This window comes from Enterococcus sp. DIV0561 (assembly GCF_050539875.1).
Taxonomy (GTDB): domain Bacteria; phylum Bacillota; class Bacilli; order Lactobacillales; family Enterococcaceae; genus Enterococcus; species Enterococcus faecalis.
In genome coordinates this window covers 165,338-185,647 of the sequence record NZ_CP172927.1, presented here as the reverse complement: position 1 = coordinate 185,647, position 20,310 = coordinate 165,338, and the positions used below count along the sequence as shown (strand labels likewise).

Annotated in this window: 24 protein-coding genes, 1 pseudogene and 1 riboswitch; of the genes and pseudogenes, 6 read left to right on the top strand and 19 right to left on the bottom strand. The window is 38.6% G+C overall.

Features of this window, described 5'->3' with window-relative positions; all coding sequences use genetic code 11:
* Position 1 precedes the first annotated feature (1 nt).
* Entirely contained in the window at positions 2-715 is a 714-nt protein-coding gene (locus IGM13_RS00910) for an NAD-dependent protein deacylase (RefSeq protein WP_002383872.1), read from the bottom strand.
* Positions 716-887: 172 nt separating this feature from the next.
* Here IGM13_RS00910 and IGM13_RS00905 point away from each other — a divergent pair, with 172 nt between their 5' ends.
* The 3 genes from IGM13_RS00905 to IGM13_RS00895 all read left to right on the top strand — a co-directional run bounded on the left by IGM13_RS00905 (position 888) and on the right by IGM13_RS00895 (position 4,078).
* Positions 888-1,184, top strand: a complete 297-nt coding sequence (locus IGM13_RS00905; RefSeq protein ID WP_002356244.1) for a hypothetical protein — start codon at positions 888-890, stop codon at positions 1,182-1,184.
* A 189-nt stretch (positions 1,185-1,373) separates the two neighbouring features.
* A riboswitch (Lysine riboswitch) is annotated at positions 1,374-1,548 on the top strand.
* A gap of 194 nt (positions 1,549-1,742) precedes the next feature.
* A complete protein-coding gene (locus tag IGM13_RS00900; RefSeq protein WP_002381368.1) occupies positions 1,743-3,326 on the top strand; it encodes an ABC transporter substrate-binding protein/permease in 1,584 nt (527 codons plus the stop codon).
* Between the two features lie 11 nt (positions 3,327-3,337).
* Positions 3,338-4,078, top strand: coding sequence for an amino acid ABC transporter ATP-binding protein (locus IGM13_RS00895; protein ID WP_002376401.1), 741 nt, complete (start codon positions 3,338-3,340; stop codon positions 4,076-4,078).
* Between the two features lie 44 nt (positions 4,079-4,122).
* On the opposite strand, the gene IGM13_RS00890 is transcribed toward IGM13_RS00895, so the two are convergent.
* Complete coding sequence (locus IGM13_RS00890) at positions 4,123-4,707, bottom strand: TIGR00730 family Rossman fold protein (protein WP_002383869.1); 585 nt, start codon at positions 4,705-4,707, stop codon at positions 4,123-4,125.
* Between the two features lie 173 nt (positions 4,708-4,880).
* On the opposite strand from IGM13_RS00890, the gene IGM13_RS00885 reads away from it, so the two are divergent.
* From IGM13_RS00885 to IGM13_RS00875, 3 genes are all read left to right on the top strand, one after another.
* Positions 4,881-5,372, top strand: coding sequence for a GNAT family N-acetyltransferase (locus IGM13_RS00885; protein ID WP_002376398.1), 492 nt, complete (start codon positions 4,881-4,883; stop codon positions 5,370-5,372).
* A 90-nt stretch (positions 5,373-5,462) separates the two neighbouring features.
* Positions 5,463-6,818 carry a branched-chain amino acid transport system II carrier protein gene (brnQ, locus tag IGM13_RS00880; RefSeq protein WP_002419121.1) on the top strand — a complete coding sequence of 452 codons (1,356 nt, stop codon included), beginning with the start codon at positions 5,463-5,465 and terminating at the stop codon, positions 6,816-6,818.
* 131 nt (positions 6,819-6,949) lie between these two features.
* Positions 6,950-7,261, top strand: a complete 312-nt coding sequence (locus IGM13_RS00875; RefSeq protein WP_002381365.1) for a heavy metal-binding domain-containing protein — start codon at positions 6,950-6,952, stop codon at positions 7,259-7,261.
* Between the two features lie 94 nt (positions 7,262-7,355).
* Here the strand turns inward: IGM13_RS00875 and IGM13_RS00870 are convergent.
* From IGM13_RS00870 to rplO, 17 genes and pseudogenes are all read right to left on the bottom strand, one after another.
* Positions 7,356-8,758: pseudogene (locus tag IGM13_RS00870) on the bottom strand (IS3 family transposase).
* Between the two features lie 70 nt (positions 8,759-8,828).
* Entirely contained in the window at positions 8,829-9,578 is a 750-nt protein-coding gene (gene truA / locus IGM13_RS00865) for a tRNA pseudouridine(38-40) synthase TruA (RefSeq protein ID WP_002383866.1), read from the bottom strand.
* Positions 9,579-9,596: 18 nt separating this feature from the next.
* Entirely contained in the window at positions 9,597-10,394 is a 798-nt protein-coding gene (locus tag IGM13_RS00860) for an energy-coupling factor transporter transmembrane component T family protein (RefSeq protein ID WP_002373841.1), read from the bottom strand.
* Positions 10,391-11,260, bottom strand: coding sequence for an energy-coupling factor ABC transporter ATP-binding protein (locus IGM13_RS00855; protein ID WP_002381364.1), 870 nt, complete (start codon positions 11,258-11,260; stop codon positions 10,391-10,393). The genes IGM13_RS00860 and IGM13_RS00855 overlap by 4 nt, the downstream gene beginning before the upstream one ends.
* The gene (locus IGM13_RS00850; protein WP_002359354.1) at positions 11,236-12,075 is read right to left on the bottom strand and encodes an energy-coupling factor ABC transporter ATP-binding protein; all 840 of its coding nucleotides are present in this window, start codon (positions 12,073-12,075) and stop codon (positions 11,236-11,238) included. Before IGM13_RS00850 ends, IGM13_RS00855 begins: the two co-directional genes overlap by 25 nt.
* A gap of 201 nt (positions 12,076-12,276) precedes the next feature.
* A complete protein-coding gene (locus tag IGM13_RS00845) occupies positions 12,277-13,452 on the bottom strand; it encodes a M20 family metallopeptidase (protein ID WP_002419398.1) in 1,176 nt (391 codons plus the stop codon).
* A gap of 15 nt (positions 13,453-13,467) precedes the next feature.
* The gene (locus IGM13_RS00840; protein WP_002356229.1) at positions 13,468-14,667 is read right to left on the bottom strand and encodes a DUF819 family protein; all 1,200 of its coding nucleotides are present in this window, start codon (positions 14,665-14,667) and stop codon (positions 13,468-13,470) included.
* 26 nt (positions 14,668-14,693) lie between these two features.
* Positions 14,694-14,897 carry a hypothetical protein gene (locus IGM13_RS00835; protein WP_002383863.1) on the bottom strand — a complete coding sequence of 68 codons (204 nt, stop codon included), beginning with the start codon at positions 14,895-14,897 and terminating at the stop codon, positions 14,694-14,696.
* A 45-nt stretch (positions 14,898-14,942) separates the two neighbouring features.
* Positions 14,943-15,326, bottom strand: a complete 384-nt coding sequence (rplQ, locus tag IGM13_RS00830; protein ID WP_002356228.1) for a 50S ribosomal protein L17 — start codon at positions 15,324-15,326, stop codon at positions 14,943-14,945.
* A gap of 73 nt (positions 15,327-15,399) precedes the next feature.
* Entirely contained in the window at positions 15,400-16,338 is a 939-nt protein-coding gene (locus IGM13_RS00825; protein ID WP_002356227.1) for a DNA-directed RNA polymerase subunit alpha, read from the bottom strand.
* Positions 16,339-16,418: 80 nt separating this feature from the next.
* Complete coding sequence (rpsK, locus tag IGM13_RS00820; protein WP_002356226.1) at positions 16,419-16,808, bottom strand: 30S ribosomal protein S11; 390 nt, start codon at positions 16,806-16,808, stop codon at positions 16,419-16,421.
* 27 nt (positions 16,809-16,835) lie between these two features.
* Positions 16,836-17,201 carry a 30S ribosomal protein S13 gene (gene rpsM, locus IGM13_RS00815; RefSeq protein ID WP_002356225.1) on the bottom strand — a complete coding sequence of 122 codons (366 nt, stop codon included), beginning with the start codon at positions 17,199-17,201 and terminating at the stop codon, positions 16,836-16,838.
* A gap of 19 nt (positions 17,202-17,220) precedes the next feature.
* Positions 17,221-17,337, bottom strand: coding sequence for a 50S ribosomal protein L36 (gene rpmJ / locus IGM13_RS00810; RefSeq protein WP_002288710.1), 117 nt, complete (start codon positions 17,335-17,337; stop codon positions 17,221-17,223).
* A gap of 32 nt (positions 17,338-17,369) precedes the next feature.
* Entirely contained in the window at positions 17,370-17,588 is a 219-nt protein-coding gene (infA, locus tag IGM13_RS00805) for a translation initiation factor IF-1 (protein WP_002356224.1), read from the bottom strand.
* 210 nt (positions 17,589-17,798) lie between these two features.
* A complete protein-coding gene (locus IGM13_RS00800) occupies positions 17,799-18,449 on the bottom strand; it encodes an adenylate kinase (protein WP_025188638.1) in 651 nt (216 codons plus the stop codon).
* A gap of 86 nt (positions 18,450-18,535) precedes the next feature.
* The gene (gene secY, locus IGM13_RS00795; RefSeq protein WP_002383860.1) at positions 18,536-19,834 is read right to left on the bottom strand and encodes a preprotein translocase subunit SecY; all 1,299 of its coding nucleotides are present in this window, start codon (positions 19,832-19,834) and stop codon (positions 18,536-18,538) included.
* Complete coding sequence (gene rplO / locus IGM13_RS00790; protein ID WP_002356221.1) at positions 19,835-20,275, bottom strand: 50S ribosomal protein L15; 441 nt, start codon at positions 20,273-20,275, stop codon at positions 19,835-19,837.
* Between the last annotated feature and the right edge of the window lie 35 nt (positions 20,276-20,310).

The following is a 20,310-nucleotide window of genomic DNA, read 5'->3' as shown; positions in this document are numbered from 1 at the left end:
GTTACTCCTTTATCGTTAATTCTGCAAATATCGTTTCGGCTTTCGCTTCTAAAAAATAATAAGGTTGTTGTAAAAATAGCGGCGTTTGATTAATGGCTAAAATAGCTGCCGTTGGTTGTTTATAATGAATCAAATCGCAAAATGGATGCACTTGAAAACTCGTGCCGACAATCACGATTAAGTCGGCAGAAGCAACGGCCTGAATGGCTTTTTCGATTGCCTCTTCGGATAAGCCTTCTTCATACAAAGTAATAGCTGGACGGATTTGTCCATGACAGTCTGCGTGCCGATCACTAAGTAAATAGTCTTGCCAAGGAACCGTTGTACCACAAGTTTGGCAATAACATTCATATAAATTACCATGAAAGTCCACCACTTCTTGGCTACCTGCTTTTCGATGAAGCCCATCAATATTTTGTGAAACAATTTTTCCCCGTTTCATTTGCTCTAATTGTGCCATTTTCTGGTGAATGATATTAGGTTGTGCGTCTGGATGATAGAGCGTTTTAACGAATTGATAAAACTTTTCTGGCTCTGTTTTTAAGCAAGTCCGGCTCAATAAGTATTCCGGTTGCTGGATTCCTTGATAGACACCTTTTAAGGAACGATAATCTGGCACACCTGAGGCTGTCGAGATACCCGCACCTGTTAAAAATGTGAGTTTTTGTTGGGTTGCCAACCAATGAATTGCCTCGGCTTGCGTGATATCTTGCATATCGATTCAGCTCCTAATCTTCTATATTATAACGTATTTTAACATTAGCACCAAAAGTTTTTCCACTTTTTGAAAACTTCTTACCTATATATTGATTTATCTTGAAAGAGTTTGTGACAAATTTCTCAACTCGTGGTAAAATATGCATGAGTAAAAGTGAGGTGAAACAACAATGGTCGCATTTATTATTTATTGGGCTGCAATTATTGCCTGCATCGCTTGGGGCGTTTTAAGCATTTGGTTCTCTGTTTTTTATCTTTCTCGTAAAGAAAACGGAAATCTTTGGGCTTTTGCGTTCTTCAACGTTATCGCTATTATCGCCTTAGCAATTGTTTTATTAGTTTACAAAACTTGGGATTTCGGTATCTTAACTTACTCAAGTCTAATTTATACAATTTTAGCTTCTTTAGGTGTATTGACTGTTCTTCAAGCTATTTTAGGTCGTGAACCAAAAGCTGTCAAAGCTTAAGTAAAAAGCAACTGTTCCTTTAGGAATGGTTGCTTTTTTCGTATTAGTTTCTATTTCGTAGGGAAAATGTTACGCTAATTTCATGGTGTTTGTGTCCTCTTGATAAATTCCTTTGCTGGAACATATTGACTTTCTTCTGGATTTATCCTAAAATTAATAACTGAATTTAATAACTGAATAGTGCCTCAAAAAAGAGGTAGAGGTCGCGGTTTTTATTACGCTTGTGGAGTGAGAGGACACTGGGAAGCAAGTTTAGGATCAATCGCCGAAATGCATAACGGAGCCTCTTCTGTTGTGTGTTGGGACGTAAGTTAAGAGCTTGCGGACTGTCTTAGTAGTGATGCTAAGTTGTGCTATGTTTCGTTGAGGAATTTTTTTCGACATTACCTAGCAACCTTACATCTGTTTGGTTGTTTTTTTGTATTCAAAAATAGGTTGTGACAGAAGTATTCTCCTTTAAAAAGACAGAATCGCTTTTGCTCAGCTGATTATCAAAGCTTGTTGATTGAAAAAAGACAAAACGATCAATCAGACAAGAAATTTAAAGGAGAGAAAAAGATGAACAAAAAAGTTTTTTCATTCAGTCTACTACTTGTCACGCTATTTTCGTTACTTGGCATGACAACCAACGCTTCGGCGGAGGAAAATGGTGAATTTCGTGTCGGCATGGAAGCTGGCTACGCCCCTTTTAACTGGTCACAGAAAAATGACGCACATGGCGCAGTGCCTATTCAAGGCAACTCTTATGCAGGCGGCTATGATGTTCAAATTTCTAAAAAAATTGCCGATGGTTTAGGTCGTAAATTAGTAATTGTCCAAACCAAATGGGACGGCTTGGCGCCCGCCTTACAATCTGGAAAAATTGATGCCATTATCGCCGGAATGAGCCCAACCGCTGAACGAAAAAAAGAAATTGCTTTTACAAACCCTTATTATGAATCACAATTTGTCGTAATTGTAAAAAAAGATGGCAAATACGCTAATGCAAAAAGCTTGAAAGATTTAGCTGATGCTAAAATTACAGCTCAACTAAATACATTCCACTACGGATTAATTGATCAAATTCCAAATGTCAATAAACAGCAAGCAATGGATAACTTTTCAGCTATGCGAACAGCACTTGCTTCTGGCATGATTGATGGGTATGTTAGTGAACGCCCTGAAGGCATAACAGCAACTAGTGTCAATAAAGAATTAAAAATGTTAGAATTTCCAAAAGAAAATGGCTTTGATGCTAGCGCTGAAGACTCGCAAGTAGCAGTCGGCATGCGTAAAGGCGATCCAGACATTGAAAAAGTAAACAAAATTTTAGCAGGTATTTCTCAAGATGAACGGACAAAAATTATGGACCAAGCAATCAAGGATCAACCTGCAGCAACAGATAGTGATGAACAAAAAACAGGACTTATTAACGATTTCAAAAATATTTGGAATCAATATGGCGACATGTTTTTACGTGGTGCTGGTTTAACTCTATTTATCGCGTTAATTGGGACGGTCGTCGGAACAACCCTTGGTTTACTAATTGGTGTCTTCCGTACAATTCCAGATTCTGAAAACCCAGTCGCTCGTTTCTTCCAAAAATTAGGAAATTTAATTCTTTCTATTTATATTGAAGTTTTCCGTGGTACACCAATGATGGTTCAAGCAATGGTTATTTTCTATGGTTTAGCTCTAGCTTTTGGCATCTCTTTAGACCGAACAGTGGCCGCACTATTTATCGTTTCTGTGAATACTGGTGCCTATATGTCTGAAATTGTTCGCGGAGGTATTTTCGCAGTGGATAAAGGACAATTCGAGGCAGCACAAGCGATTGGGATGACCCATGGACAAACAATGCGTAAAGTCGTTATTCCCCAAGTATTACGTAATATTTTACCTGCAACAGGGAATGAATTTGTCATTAATATCAAAGATACGGCCGTGTTAAGTGTTATCGGTGTTGCAGATTTATTCTTCCAAGGGAATGCTGCTTCTGGCGCAAACTTCCAGTTCTTCCAAACCTTTACAATTGTCGGCATCATGTACTTGGTAATGACTTTTGTGATCACACGAATCTTACGTGTTGTGGAACGTAAAATGGATGGCCCTTCTGCTTACGTTAAAGTAGAAGAATTAACTGAAGAAGGAAAAGAAAGCTAGGAGGCAAACAGATGAGTGCAATTATTGAAATTGAACATTTACGAAAAAGCTTTGGCGAAAACGAAGTATTAAAAGATATTAATATGAACGTCAACAAAGGAGAAGTTGTCACCATTATCGGTTCTTCTGGTTCTGGTAAATCAACGTTACTACGTTGTATTAATTTGTTAGAAAAACCAACAGATGGCAAAATCATCTATAATGGTAAAAATGTTTTAGAACGTGGTTATAGTTTGCCCAAATATCGGACCCATTTAGGTATGGTTTTCCAATCATTCAATTTATTTAATAATATGAATGTCTTAGAAAATTGTACTTCTGGTCAGATGACTGTCCTAAAAAGAAACAAAGAAGAAGCCAAAAAAATTGCCTTAGAAAATTTAGAAAAAGTTGGCATGGCTCGTTTTATTGATGCCAAACCTGCTCAATTGTCTGGTGGACAAAAGCAACGGGTAGCCATTGCTCGAGCATTATCAATGGATCCAGATGTCTTACTTTTCGATGAACCAACTTCTGCATTGGATCCTGAAATGGTTGGCGAAGTGCTAAAAACGATGAAAAATCTTGCCCATACAGGGCTAACAATGGTGATTGTAACACATGAAATGGAATTTGCGCGGGACGTATCCGATCGTGTTATTTTCATGGATAAAGGTGTCATTGCCGAAGAAGGGACCGCTGAAGATATTTTTATCCATCCAAAAGAAGCTCGGACAAAAGAGTTCTTACATCGGATTTTAACGAAAAACTAGTAAAAAAGAGGCAGTCATTCTGGTTAGAGTGACTGCCTCTTTTGTTATTTTTTGTATTGACGAATCATTGGCGGTTCATAGGAATCAATAAATGCACCAATTTCTTCTAAGGAATCTGAAATGAAAATTTTAGCTCGATCCGCTTCTGTTAAGAAACTAGTTTCTACCATTTTATCAAAAAAAGCAGCTAATAAATCATAGTAACCATTCACGTTGTATAAAATACAAGGATTCATATGTTCACCGACTCGGCCCCAAGAGATCACCTCGCTAATTTCTTCTAGCGTGCCGGGCCCACCGGGTAAAGCTAAATATACATCTGCCAATTCAATCATCTTTTTCTTACGCGCATGCATATCGCTAACTGTATGCATCTTTGTAATGCCATTATGTGCAATCTCCCGCTCCATTAAAAAAGTGGGCATAACACCAATTACCTCTCCACCTTCTGCTAAAAGCGTGTCAGCCACCGTACCCATTAGACCAACATTGCCACCGCCATAAACTAGATCATAGTGATTTTCTTTCATCCAAGCGGCTAACGCTACTGCAGCTTGCTGATAGATTGGCTCATTCCCCAGACTGGCGCCACAATATACTGCCATTTTTTTCACAAACATACCCTCCATTTAGATAGATTCTTTTTTACCATCTATCCTCTGGTAGCTATGGTAGCATATTTTGATTTTCTCGAAAAGGTGCAGCCATTTTTCTTTTCGTTTTAAAAGTATTTGAATTTTCAGACAATAAATGCTATAGTCTTTTTATATTTTAAAATTTCAGAAAAAGGAGCCCTATTATCTTGTCTACCTCACTCACTATTCGCTTAGTTGCCGAAGCCGATTGGCCCGCATTACATGCCTTGGACCAAATCATTTGGACAAAAAAGAATACCCCTGCCGAGATACAACCACTCTCGCTTGCGGCATATCAAGAAAAAATGAAAGATGAAACGATTTTTGTTGCCATCAGCGGACAACAACTCGCTGGATTTATTGAAGTCCATCCGCCCACTTCGTTAGCAGCTCATCAAAAACAATGGCTACTAAGTATTGGCGTTTCGCCAGATTTCCAAGGCCAAGGGATTGGTGGTTCTTTGTTGTCGTATGTCAAAGAGATGGCCCAGATAAGCGGGATTCATAAGCTGAGTTTGCGAGTAATGGCTACCAATCAAGAAGCCATTCGATTCTATGAAAAACATGGTTTTGTGCAGGAAGCACATTTTAAAGAAGAATTTTATATAAATGGACACTATTGTGATGATTATCAGTATGCTTATTTCATAGAAAAATAAGAAAACCAATGTTTTCTATAAAAACTGGTTGCTCTCTGTTTCTTCTTCTGTTATTTTAAATAATAAGACAATATTAAGGAGTGTGAATCTATGCAAAAAAAGTTAGTTTGGCGTGATTATCTATACGTTGGTTCAATGTTATTCGGTTTGTTTTTCGGTGCTGGAAATTTAATTTTCCCTGTACATATGGGACAAGAAGCGGGGGCTTCCGTCTTTTTAGCAAACTTGGGCTTCTTAGCTACTGGAATTGGCTTACCTTTTCTTGGTGTCATTGCTATGGGTGTTTCTAAAAGTTCAGGTGTTTTTGACTTAGCTTCTCGGATTAATCGTCGTTATGCTCTTATTTTTACCTTACTATTATATTTAACGATTGGTCCTTTCTTTGCTTTACCAAGGTTAGCAACTACTTCTTTTGAGATTGGTCTTGCACCATTTGTTCCTAAAGACTTGCAATGGCTGGTTCTTGCTGGTTTTTCCGCATTATTTTTCTTAGCAGTTTGGCTCTTCTCTAGAAAGCCAAGTAAAATCTTAGATTATGTGGGTAAATTTTTAAATCCGTTATTTTTAGCATTGCTAGGAATTTTGATTGTTTTAGCCTTTGTAAAACCATTAGGTCATGTGGCCAGTGCCGCTGTTGGTGAAAATTATATTTCAAGTCCTTTTTTTAAAGGATTTACAGAAGGTTATAATACGTTGGATGCTTTAGCTTCATTAGCTTTTGGGATTGTTGTCGTTTCCACTTTACGAAATATGGGCGTCGAAAAACCAGGAGATATCGCTAAAGGAATGATTAAATCAGGTGCTTTCAGTGTTGTATTGATGGGGATTATCTATACCTTACTTGCTTATATGGGAACAATGAGTATCGGGGCTTTTCCAATCAGTGAAAACGGCGGGATTGCCTTAGCCCAAATTGCTAATTACTATTTAGGCCTACCAGGGAGTATTTTACTGGCTTTTATCGTAGTTCTTGCTTGTTTAAAAACTGGTATCGGCTTAAGCACAGCCTTTTCTGAGACTTTTGAAGAAATGTTTCCGAAAGTTTCCTATCAAAAATTCTTGGCAATTGTTGTTATTTTACCAGCTATTTTTGCAAATGTCGGCTTAACCAACATCATTCAATTTGCCGTTCCAGTCTTGATGTTCCTTTATCCATTGGCGATTACTTTAATGCTTTTGGTAATCATCAGTCCTATTTTCAAACATCGACGGGAAGTCTATCAAGCAACGACCTATATCACATTGATTGCTGCTGTTTTAGATGCATTAAATAGCGCGCCTGCCTTTATCAAAGATACGGCGTTTGTAACAACGCTTTTAGAAAAAGCCAGCCAATACTTACCATTGTTCACTATTGGCATGGGCTGGGTCGTTCCAGCAACGGTTGCTTTTCTAATTAGTTGGGTTTGGGTCATGATTTCTAAAAAAGATCCTATTCTTGATTAATTATTACTAAAACGACACTAGAAAAATGCGGAAGCGCATCTTTTCTAGTGTCGTTTTTATGTATATTCGTTGTACCAAACTCTTGACTATGGTAAATTGAAGTTACCAACAAGCACTGGAGGAAATTGCCCATGTTAGTTACAACAACCGAGAGAATTAGCGGTCAAGAATATGAAATTATTGGAGAAGTTTTCGGGTTAACCACACGTTCTAAAAATATGTTTAAAGATTTAGGTGCTGGACTAAAAAGCGTAGTTGGCGGTGAAATCAAAGGTTACACTGATATGCAACGAGAAGCACGCGACCAAGCAATCGAACGTTTAAAAGCAGAAGCCTCTAAATTAGGTGCAGATGCCGTTGTGATGATGCGTTTTGATTCTGGCACAATTGGCACAGACATGCAATCTGTCGTGGCTTACGGAACAGCTGTTAAATACATCTAAATTTTGCAACTAAAAAGACGCAGACCTTTTCTTGTAAGTGTAGCGACCCCAAAAAGTTAGACTTTTTATAGAGTGGATTTTTCCACTCTATTTTTTATGCAGTTTTTTGATTGAATTGTCGAAATTCTACTGGGCTTTTCCAGTTAAGTTTTTCTTTGATTCGGTGATGATTGTAATAATAAATGTAGTTCTCAATTGCTTCTCTCAATTCATTTTGACTTTGATAGATTTTTCCATAGTACACTTCTTGTTTTAGGATACTGAAGAAATTCTCCATAGGAGAATTATCTAAACAGGTTCCTTTTCGAGACATACTTTGAAAGATATTATTGTCCTTTAATGTTTGTATATAGACATTCATTTGATAAGCCCAGCCTTGATCAGAGTGAAAGGTGCGCCGATAGGGACAATCATTTGTTTGAGAAATTGCTTCTTTCAGACCTTCCATAACTGTTTTACCATTTGGTTGAGTAGAAAGGCTATAGCTTAGAATTTCACTATTATACATATCCATAAATGGATCTAAGTATAGTTTTTTCTGACGAAAGATGCCTGCGTTATCTGCTTCAAAGTACTTAAATTCAGTTGTATCAGTTGTAATTTTTTGATGAGGAACAGAGGTTTTAAATCGGCGACGAATCAAATTTTTAGCGATTTTACCAACGGTTCCTTTATAGGAATTATATTTTCTGGATTTCTTAGTAAAAGCTTTGACTTGTAACTTTAACTTTTGTATTAATCGCTGGACTTTCTTTTTATTCACTTGAAATCCACGTCGTTTCAATTCTTGGGTCATCCTTCTATAGCCATAATGTTGATGTTTTTTACGAATCGCTTGAATTTCTTCTTCAATGATTTGTGTTGAAGCTGTTCTGTCGAGGCGTTTTTGCCAGTACATGTAAGTAGATTTTGGAAACCTTAGGGTTTCCAAAATATCTTTTAATCGAAAGTGTCTTCGGAGACTGTGAATGATTCGTGCGATTCGTTCATTTTTTGTTCGTCCTCTAAACGCAGTCTCCTCAATTCTTTTAAATAGGCATTCTCAATTTTTAACATTCTATTTTCTTTTTCTAGTTTCTCTACTTGAGATCGTTCACTTGGTAATGGTTGGCTTTCCTTTTGTTTCTTCTTAGGCATGGTAGGTGGACGTCCTTTCTGTTTAGAGAGTCCCTCTATACCAAACTTCTGATACGTTCTAAGCCAATTCGCAATCAATGATGGATTGTTCATTTTTAGAAGATTAGCTACTTCTTGATAGGACAACTCTGTTGTTAAATATAACTCTATCGCATCTAGCTTAAATTGAACAGAGTAATTCTTATTTTTTTGACTGCGAAGTAGGCCTTCTTCACCAAGTTCTTTATAGGCATTTATCCATTTGCTTATTTGAGAACTATCTTTAAACCCATACTTCTTTGCGAGAAACCTTAGACCTCCTTGACCAGATAAGTAGTCATGAACAAGTTTAAGTTTAAATTCAAAACTGTATTTTGCCATACAAAAAAACCCCCAAAAGTTAGATTTCTAGGTCTAACTTTTGGGGGTCGGCTCAAAGGTCTACGTCTTTTTATTTTTCATATTTCACTTCTGCTAAATACAATCCTTCTGGATGAGCAGTCGGACCTGCTAAATTTCGATCTTTGGCTGCGATAATTGCTGGAATCGCGGTTGGTTCCAGCCGCCCATTGCCGATTTTCAATAGCGTACCAACTAAAATCCGAATCATTTTGTACAAGAAACCATCGCCCCGAAAAGTGAATGTTAATTCATCCCCCGTTTCATTGACATGAACACTGGCTTCATGAATAGTTCGGACTTTATCTTCTACTGAACTTCCTGAGGCACAGAAAGAGGTAAAATCATGGGTACCTAATAAATCAGGTAAAGCTTGTTGGATTTTTTCGAGATCAATGGGATACGGAAAATAACTGGCATAAAAACGTCGAAATGGACTTCGTGGTTTGCCAATATCCACTTTAAATTGATAGGTTTTTTCGATCACGTGATAACGTGCATGAAAGTCTTCTGAAACACGTTCCACGCTTCGCACAGCAATGTCTTCGGGTGTTTGTGTGTCTAACGCAAAGCGCATTTTTTCCAACGGACGTTCCTGCGGATAATCAAAGTGAATCACTTGGCCTATTGCATGAACACCTGCATCTGTTCGTCCTGAACCAAAAACCGTCACGGAGCGTCCGTTATTCATGCGTGCTAACGTTTTTTCTATTTCTTCTTGAACGGTACGCTCATTAGGCTGCTTTTGAAAGCCATGAAAATGAGTGCCATCATAGGCAATGATTGCTTTATAGCGGGGCATAATTTTTCTTCACCTTTTCTAAGTTCTTAATACAAATAAGCCAATGGTTAACAAGACAAAGCCAAACATTACTATTGTATCTCGTAGGTGCCAATGAAGAATGCGGTATTTCGTCCGTCCTTCACCGCCTTGATAACCTCTTGCTTCCATGGCAGTCGCTAAGTCTTCCGCACGATTAAAACTACTTACGAAAAGCGGAATCAAAAGTGGAACAATAGCTTTCATTTTTTGAAGTAAGTTTCCTTCACCAAAATCAACACCACGGGCACGTTGGGCATTCATAATCTTTTCCGTTTCATCCATTAATGTTGGGACAAAACGTAAGGCAATTGATAACATCAATGAAACTTCATGAACTGGAAATTTCACCACACGAAGTGGGCGTAACAAATATTCAATCGCATCTGATAACTCTAATGGTGCCGTCGTTAAAGTTAATAACGTTGACATGAAAATAATTAAAACAAAACGACAGAAAATAAATAGCCCATTCGTCACACCAAACTGGGTAATGGAAATAATTCCCCACTGAAAGTACACCTCTCCCCCTTGTGTAAACAAGGTTTGAAGAGCCACAGTAAACAGAATTAGCCATAATAATGGCCGAACACCGCGGATAAAGAAGCGGGCGCTGATTTTTGATAATGAAATAGCAAAAGCAGTAAAGGCTGCTATTAAAACATAACTCTGCCAATTATTTGCTAAAAAGATAATTCCAATAAAATAAAAACTAGCTAATAATTTTGCACGCGGATCTAAACGATGGATAAAAGAATCGCCTGGAATATAACGCCCAAAAATCAATTTATTCATCATTTTGCCTCACCTGCTTCCTGCATTTTTTTCAGAAGCTGATCGGCTAATTGATCGGCCGTTAATGGTAATTGCTCAAAAGAAAAGCCTTTTGCCACTAATTTTTCAGCAAATTCGGCTGCAGTTGGCACGCCTAATTGTTTTTCTTTCAGCCATTGTGTCTCTTGAAACACTTCTTGTGGTGCTCCCGCTCGGACGATTTGTCCTTTTTCTAAAACAATCACATGATCTGCGTAATTAGCCACGTCATCCATCAAATGTGTCACTAAAACGATGGTCATATTATGTTCCTTATGCAGACGACTAAACATCTCCATCATTTCTTTACGACCCTTAGGATCCAAACCAGCAGTCGGTTCATCTAATACTAAGACTTCTGGTTCCATCGCTAGCACACCAGCAATTGCGACACGGCGCATTTGACCACCTGATAACTCAAACGGAGAATGTTGTAAGTATTTTTCATCTAAGCCGACTAAATCAAGCATTTTCTTAGCTAATTTTTTCGCTTCTTCGTCTGAAACACCAAAGTTTTTCGGTCCGAAAGCGATGTCTCGCTCCACTGTTTCTTCAAACAATTGTGCTTCTGGAAATTGAAAAACGATCCCAACTTTTTTACGAATGGGTTTTAAATTCTTATTATCAGTTTCTGGCGTAATTACACGCTCTCCAATTGTCACTTGGCCTTTAGTTGGTTTCACCAAAGCATTTAAATGTTGCAATAGCGTTGATTTGCCACTGCCAGTATGACCGACAATCGCTGTATAAGAGCCGTCTTGAATCGTTAAATTAATATCGAATAATGCCCGTTGCTCAAAAGGAGTATTGGGTTGGTAAGTAAAATCTACTTGTTTAAAACGGATGTCCATAACCAATCCACCATCCCTTCTTCTGTTAAATAATTCGTTGGCACAACAACGCCACGCTCTTTCAAAGCTACTTTTAATTTTTCAGGAAACGGTAAATCCAAGCCCATTTCAACAAGCGCTTCTCCTGCAGAAAAAATCTTTTCTGGTGTTCCTTCGTTTGTCAATTGTCCTTGGCGCATCACTAAAATACGATTCGCATTAGCCGCTTCATCAATATCGTGGGTAATAGAAATAACTGTTAAATTGCTTTCTTCTTTAATCTTTTGAATGGTAGCAATCACTTCTGCACGACCTTCTGGATCTAACATACTTGTCGCTTCGTCTAAAATAATAATATCTGGTCGCAAAGCAACCACACCAGCAATAGCTACTCGTTGTTTTTGGCCGCCAGATAGACGAGCAGGTTCTCGCTTGGCAAAATCTAACATACGAACCCGTTCTAAGGCATCGTGAACACGTTCGACCATTTCATCACGCGGAATACCTTGATTTTCTAAACCAAAAGCCACATCGTCTTCGACTGTTGAACCGACAAATTGGTTATCTGGATTCTGAAAGACCATTCCTACCATACGCCGGATATCCCAGACGTTTGCTTCATTTAATTCTTTGCCGCCAACTTTGATAGTCCCAGCAGCTGGCAGTAACAGACCATTGATCGTTTTGGCTAACGTTGATTTACCAGAACCATTATGGCCAATAATAGCGACCCATTCGCCTTGTTGAATGGAAAAAGACACATCTTTTAAAGCGGGAGAAGCATCTTCTGGTTGATAATTAAATTGGATATTATTTAGTTCAATGATTGGTTGCATCGCGTACTCCCTCAATCTATTTATTCTTTCTAACACTACCAAAAAAGTAGCGTTTTTTCAATCATCTGTTCTGATTCTTCACACTATTTTTTATTATACCAAAAGAACGGTCATTATGGGAGCTCTTATCTGTCTTGACAGGTCTATTTTTCATAAAAATAACTTCTTGTTCTCATAAAACAAGAAGTTACTGATTTTCTTTTAAAAATGCGTCTTCAAATATTCAAACGCATATTGGGCATATAACTCAGCACCCATTGCCATCGCATCTTCATCAATATTGAAACGACCATGGTGATGTGCCCATTCCGTATCTTTCTCTGGATTACCACTTCCCACTAAGGCAAAACAACCAGAAGCATGTTCAGTATAATAACTGAAGTCTTCACCACCGGTTGTCGGCTCTTCTTGTCTTAAGGCCGCTTCACCAAAATTTTCCTTAATTAGTGTTTGAGCAAACAAGGCATCTTGCTCATCATTAATCACTGGCAACGTCCCATATTGATAATCTAACGAAACCGTCCCACCGTAAATAGCGGCTGTTTTTTCCGCATAGCGTTGCAGCGCCTGTTCTACTCGATTACGCGTTGCTACACTAAAGCAACGAACCGTTCCTTCTAAACGTGCATTCTCAGCAATCACATTAAAACGGGTCCCCACATCCATCCGTCCAATCGTGACAACTACTGGATCTAAAGGATCTGTCTCCCGAGAAACAATCGTTTGCAGATTCATCACGAAAGAAGAAGCTATGACTGCCGCATCAATACAAGCGTTTGGCATGGCACCATGGCCACCACGGCCTTTAAAATCAACAGAAAAAATATCTGCGGATGCGAAACTTGAGCCCACTCGACACGAAGCGGTTCCTACAGGCATTTGTGACCAGATATGTAAGCCAAATACATCATCAACACCGGTCATTGCGCCTTGCGCAACCATTGCTTTAGCACCTTGCGCATTTTCTTCAGATGGTTGAAAAATTAACCTTACTGTTCCCTGAAGTTCTTCTTGGATTTCTTTTAATACTTTAGCTGCTGTTACTAACATCGCGGTATGGGAATCATGCCCACATGCATGCATCTTGCCAGCTTCTAAAGATTTATAAGCTAAATCTTCATTTAATTCCTGTACAGGTAAGGCATCCATATCCGCCCGCAGCGCAACCACTCGGCCTGGTTTGCCGCCCACAATTTCAGCAATTAAACCCGTCGGTTCTGTTTTGCGATAAGTAATTCCTAATTGATCAAGAACTGCCGCGACTTTTTCTGTCGTTCGAAATTCTTCAAATTGTAATTCTGGATGTTGGTGTAAATCCCGTCGAAAAGCAATCATTTCTTGTGCATGCTGCTTGACTAGTGCTTTGATTTTTTTCATACTTACGCCCCGTTTCTACAAACTTAATAAAATACTTGAAAAAATACCCGCTAAAATAACCGAAACAATGGTGACTGTTACGAAACCTGCCACTAACATCGGTGGCATTAAATGGCTCGTTAAAGCCGCCTGTTCTTGTTCATCTTCTGTCAATGATTGAATCACTTCATTCGTAATAATATAATCGGCTGGAAAGCCATATAAAGCTGTCAACGAAACAGCGAATGCCATCTCTTTACTCACACCTAATACACGACCAACAATTGCTGAAAAGATGTACATCCCGATAACACCAATCACAATAATCCCAATCATTGGTAAAAATAAATCCATCAACATTTCAGGTGTGGCTTGTTTTAAGCCATCAAAGACAAAAAGCATTAACCCTAAAATCGCAAAACCAAAGCTATTTGCTTTCTGTAATGGTTGCTTTTCTAAAAAGCCTAAAGACGTTGCAATCACGCCAAAACATAAACACAGCACAAAAGGACTAATCGTCACAAACGGTGCCGTCCACACAGAAACATAATAAGCGAGTGTGGCAACTAAGGCTAAACGTAAAATTCGTGAATAATCTGTATGATATCGTTTGGGTACTTTTTCAAATAGTTTAGGCACATCTGGTTCTGCTCCTGTTTCTTGCCCCTCTTGTTCATGAACTGGCTGCCATGTCCCTGCTCGATATTCTTGAAGCTTCCGCTTTCCTTCTTTTTTTAGAACAATTGAAGTTAAGGGATAACCAGCAAACCCTTGAATGACATAAATTAAAATTGCCAAAACTGAAAGTGAGGCTAAACCAGCTGATTGAGCCGCTTCTGACATTACTAATGAAGAAACTAAACCTCCTACTAACGGCGGGATTGCAACTAAAACTGTTTTTAAGTCAAAAACAAAAGTCCCTACAGCTAATAACAAGGCAATAATCCCCAGAATACCTGACAAAGCAATCACAATCGTTTTCCATTGATTAACCAATTCTTTAACAGAGAGCAGAGTGCCCATATTAGTAATCAACAGATACATTAATAAAGTGGCAACCACTGTAGGAATCCCTGCCACTTCCACAATATTTTGTGGAAAAATAGTCCAATAACCAAGAATAAATAAAACACCACAAACAAAAACAGATGGAATCCAAGCTTTTGTTTTGATAGAAACTACATCACCAATGTATAAAATAACCATCAGCAACGAAAAAGCAAACATTTGCGACATATAATTCCCCCTTCTACTAACTCAGATTATTTAATTATCTGAAAATTCCAATTAATAACCAGTATAACAAACCGCAAAAGCTTCCGCAATGCTTTTAAGAAACAAAAAAGCTTTGAGAAAACAGCGTTTTCCCAAAGCAAAAAAAAATCACCTTTATATGATGAGTGCTCCCCTGCTAAAGCCATCTTTAGCAGGGAAAGCAGAGCTAGACTCGGAGTCGCCTCCAACATCATAACACTCTAAAAGAAACATCTATAAAGTGATCGGTTTATTAATTATTTAACAAATTCGATAACTACCATTGGTGCTGCATCGCCGCGTCTTGGTTCTGTCTTCAAGATACGAGTGTAACCACCTTGGCGTTCCGCGAAACGAGGTCCTAAATCGTTAAATAGCTTTTGTAAAGCTGATTCAACAACGATAGACTCATCTTCTTCACGAACACTAGCAACTTCATTACGAACGAAAGTAGCTGCTTGACGACGTGCATGAAGATCTCCACGTTTACCTAAAGTAATCATTTTTTCTACAGTTGAACGTACTTCTTTCGCACGAGCTTCAGTAGTTACGATGCGTTCGTTGATGATTAAATCAGTTGTAATATCACGTAGCATAGCTTTACGTTGGCTTGATGTGCGTCCTAATTTACGGTAACTCACGTTGGGTTCCCTCCTTCGTTTCTGTTCTCACGAGCCACTGCTGTTAAGCAGGACTGGAAACTTCGTAAAAGTCTTAATCGTCCTTACGTAATCCTAATCCTAGATCATGCAATTTAAGTTTTACTTCTTCAAGAGATTTACGACCTAAATTACGTACTTTGATCATTTCTGGTTCAGATTTGTTTGTAAGTTCTTGTACAGTATTAATGCCTGCACGTTTTAAACAGTTATATGAACGAACTGATAAATCAAGTTCTTCAATCGTCATTTCTAGCATTTTCTCTTTTTGAGTTTCTTCTTTTTCCACCATGATTTCAGCGTTTTTCGCTTCGTCAGTAAGGTTTACAAAGATATCTAAATGCTCAGTCATGATTTTCGCAGCTAAACTTAGTGCTTCTTGAGGAATGATTGAACCATCTGTCCATATTTCCATTGTTAATTTGTCGAAATCATCACGACGACCAACACGTGTATTTTCTACTTGGTAGTTAACACGACGAACGGGTGTGTAGATGGAATCAACTGGAAGTACACCGATTGGCATATCTTCTTTTTTGTTTTCGTCTGCTTGAACATAGCCACGACCAGGTTTCACTGTTAAGCGAGCATGGAAAGTAGCTCCTTCAGCAACACTACAGATAACTAAATCTTTATTTAGGATCTCAACATCACTGTCCACGATAATGTCGCCGGCAGTCACGGTAGCGGGTCCTGTAATATCGATCTCAAGGGTTTTCTCTTCTTCAGCATATAATTTCAATGCTAAGCCTTTAATATTCAAAATAATTTGTGTTACGTCTTCTCGTACACCTGGAATGGTTGAGAATTCGTGTAAAACACCATCGATTTGAATATTCGTAATTGCAGCTCCTGGTAAAGAAGACAATAAAATACGACGTAGAGAGTTACCTAAAGTAGTTCCGTAACCGCGTTCTAATGGTTCAACGACGAACTTACCATAATCTCTATTTTCATCAATTTTTTCGATTCTTGGTTTTTCAAATTCAATCATTCTTATCTATACCCCTTTCAAAACGAAAAGTGTCTTGTTCAATGACGTTCCTAATTCAAACTCAGAATGAGTGGCGCTCATTAAACACGACGGCGTTTTGGAGGGCGGCATCCATTATGAGGAACTGGAGTCACGTCACGAATTGCAGTCACTTCTAAACCTGTTGCTTGTAAAGAACGAATTGCTGCTTCACGTCCAGAACCAGGTCCTTTAACTGTTACGTCTACAGTTTTAAGTCCATGTTCCATTGCCACTTTAGTTGCGGCTTCTGCAGCCATTTGAGCGGCAAAAGGAGTTGATTTTTTGCTTCCTTTAAAGCCTAATGATCCTGCTGATGACCATGCTAATGCATTACCATGTGTATCAGTAATCATTACGATTGTATTGTTGAATGTAGAATGGATATGTGCTACACCTGATTCTATATTCTTTTTGACACGGCGTTTACGACTAACTTTTTTTGCTGCCATGAAGTTCTAACCTCCTTCACTTAGGAATTATTTTTTCTTGCCTGCTACTGTTTTAGTAGGGCCTTTACGAGTACGTGCATTATTTTTCGTGTTTTGTCCACGAGTTGGTAATCCACGACGGTGACGGATTCCACGGTATGAACCGATTTCCATCAAGCGTTTGATGTTTAAGTTCACTTCACGACGAAGATCCCCTTCAACTTTTAACTTATCAATTTCCGCACGAATCGCATCTGTTTGTTCGTTTGTTAAATCACGTACACGAACATCTTCAGATACGCCAACGTTTGCTAAAACTTTTTTAGCTGTAGTGTTACCAATACCATAAATGTAAGTAAGAGAAACTACTACACGTTTGTCACGAGGGATGTCTACTCCTGCAATACGAGCCATTATTCGTTACACCTCCTAATTATCCTTGACGTTGTTTATGTTTTGGATTTGCTGGGCAAATAACCATAACACGTCCTTTACGGCGAATTACTTTACAATGTTCACACATTGGTTTTACTGATGGTCTTACTTTCATGATAATACCTCCTGTGGTTTTACGGAGTACAATTATTTAAAGCGATAAGTAATACGGCCACGCGTTAAATCATACGGTGATAATTCAACTGTTACTTTGTCACCAGGTAAGATACGGATGTAGTGCATACGGATTTTACCTGAAACAGTAGCAAGAACTTGGTGTCCATTTTCTAGTTCGACTTTAAACATTGCATTCGGCAAAGTTTCGACGACTGTACCTTCGACTTCAATCATATCTTCTTTTGCCACGCACAGTACCTCCTTGTACTTGTTTCGCGTTTTCACACGATAAAACGGCGGAAACTCCAGCTCCCACCTAGAAATTCTCAACTAACTTCGTTATTCATTTTGATGTCACAAAACTGTAGAAGTCGGACTGATATATTCTACCATATTTAGTTATGTTTTGGCAAGAGAAACTGAATACAACAACAGGGTTAAACTGCGGGCAATTGGAAATTAGTTTTCGTCAATGATTTTTTTCACATCAGAAAAAACAGTATCGATTTCGCGATTGCCATCGATTGTATGCATCAAGCCTTGTCCTTTATAGAAAGCCAAGATTGGTGCGCTACTTTCAATGTTGACTGCCAAACGATTTTTAACCGTTTCGGGCTTATCATCTTCTCTTTGGTAGAATTCATGTCCGCCACAGCGATCACAAGTGCCTTCAACTTTTGGCGGGTTGAATAATTTATGATACGTTGCGCCACATGTGCGACAGATGAATCGTCCAGCTAAACGCTCGATTAATACATCTTCTTCTACATGGATGTCAATGACAGCATCAATTTTTTTGTTTAATTCTTTAAGCATTGTATCTAATGCTTTTGCTTGATCCAGTGTACGTGGGAAACCATCTAATAGGAATCCTTTGTCTGTGTCTGGTTCAGCAAGGCGTTCTTTAACAATTCCGTTTGTTACTTCGTCAGGAACCAGTTCACCTTTATCGATATAAGATTTCGCTTCTAGGCCCAAGGCAGTTTCATTTTTCATTGCTGCACGGAACATATCTCCAGTAGAAATATGTGGAATGCCATACGTATCAATGATTTTTTCTGCTTGGGTGCCTTTACCTGCTCCAGGTAATCCCATTAAAATGAGGTTCATATATTCTCCTCCTAATTTTAAAGACCGGCTTATGAAGCTAGCCATATGTGAGAATGGTGCTGAGGTAAAACCTCAACACTCGATTCTTACTTATTGATAAAGCCGACATATTGACGTTTCATCATTAATCCTTCTAATTGTTTCGTTGTTTCTAATGCAACCCCGATAACGATTAGTAAACTTGTTCCACCTAAACCGATTGATTGAGGTAAGTTCCAAACCATTTGCGCAATGATTGGAAGTAAAGCAACAAGTCCTAGGAAAATTGAGCCGACAACACTTAATCTCATTAACACGCCAGATACATATTCTTCTGTACCTTTACCTGGTCGCACGCTTGGAATGTAGCTTCCTTGTTTTTGTAAGTTTTCCGCTAATTTCTCAGGGTTTACTTGAACAAATGCATAGAAGAACGTAAACGCAACGATTAGGACAGTATAGATGATTGCCCCTGGAACTGTGTTATAACTGAAGATTTTTGTCATAATGTCATACCAATTTTCACCAGCGAATTTTGATGAGAAAGCTTGTAAAATGGCATTTGGTGTTGCAATTAACGAGCTGGCAAAGATAACTGGAATAACCCCAGCAGCATTTACTTTTAACGGTAAATAACTACTTGTTGGTGCACCAGAAACACGTTTTGTATATTGGATTGGAATCTTACGTTCTGCTTGTTGGAAGAACGTTACGACTGTAACAATCACCAAAATAGCAATAACTAAGATTGCAATGAAAATAACAGATTGCCAAATGCGAGAAGGCTCGATATTGACGAAGTAATCTTCATAGATTTCTTTGACTGCTCCTGGCAAACGAGAAATAATCCCGGCAAAGATAATCATTGAAACACCATTTCCGATTCCTTTTTCTGTAATTTGTTCACCCATCCAAGTCACAAACATCGTCCCAGCAGTTAAAATAACTGCAATCATCACAAAGGTACCTAAGGTTGGATTGTTGACAATCCCAGTTTGACTTAAGCTATTAAAACCAGCAGTAATCCCCATTGACTGAGCCACACCCAAGACAATCGTTAGATATCTTGTTGCTTGATTTAATTTCTTACGCCCAACTTCCCCTTGTTTTGACCATTCTACAAATCTAGGTACAATATCCATTTGCAATAGTTGAATAATAATAGAGGCTGTAATGTATGGCGAAACCCCCATCGAGAAGATAGAGAAGTTTTGCATGGCACTACCACTCACCATATTCAACATATTCAAAAAGGGTAAGCTACTTAAATCAGACAATCCCTTTGCATTCACCCCGGGCACAGTAATGTGCGCACCTAGGCGAAATACAAACAAGATTAAAACTGTAAATAAGATTTTTGATCTAATGTCTTTGACTTTAAAGGCGTTCTTTAATAGCTTGAACAATTAGATCACCTCGATTGAACCACCAGCAGCTTCGATAGCTTCTTGTGCTGATTTCGAGAATTTAGCTGCTTTCACAGTTAATTTTTTCGTTAACTCACCATCTGCAAGAACTTTGATTCCCGCTTTTTCGTTTTTAACGATTCCTGCTTCTTTTAGGACAACAGGAGTTACTTCTGTTCCATCTTCAAAACGGTTTAAAGTATCTAAGTTCACAACAGCGTAATCTTTACGATTGATGTTTGTAAACCCACGTTTTGGTAAACGACGGAATAATGGAGTTTGACCCCCTTCAAATCCTAAACGAACACCACCGCCTGAACGGGCTTTTTGCCCTTTTTGTCCACGGCCAGCTGTTTTACCATTACCAGATGAAGTACCACGTCCAACACGGTTACGTACTTGGCGTGAGCCCTCAGCAGGTTTTAATTCATGAAGTTTCATAGGTTTGGCACCTCCTTAAGCAATCTTCTATTACA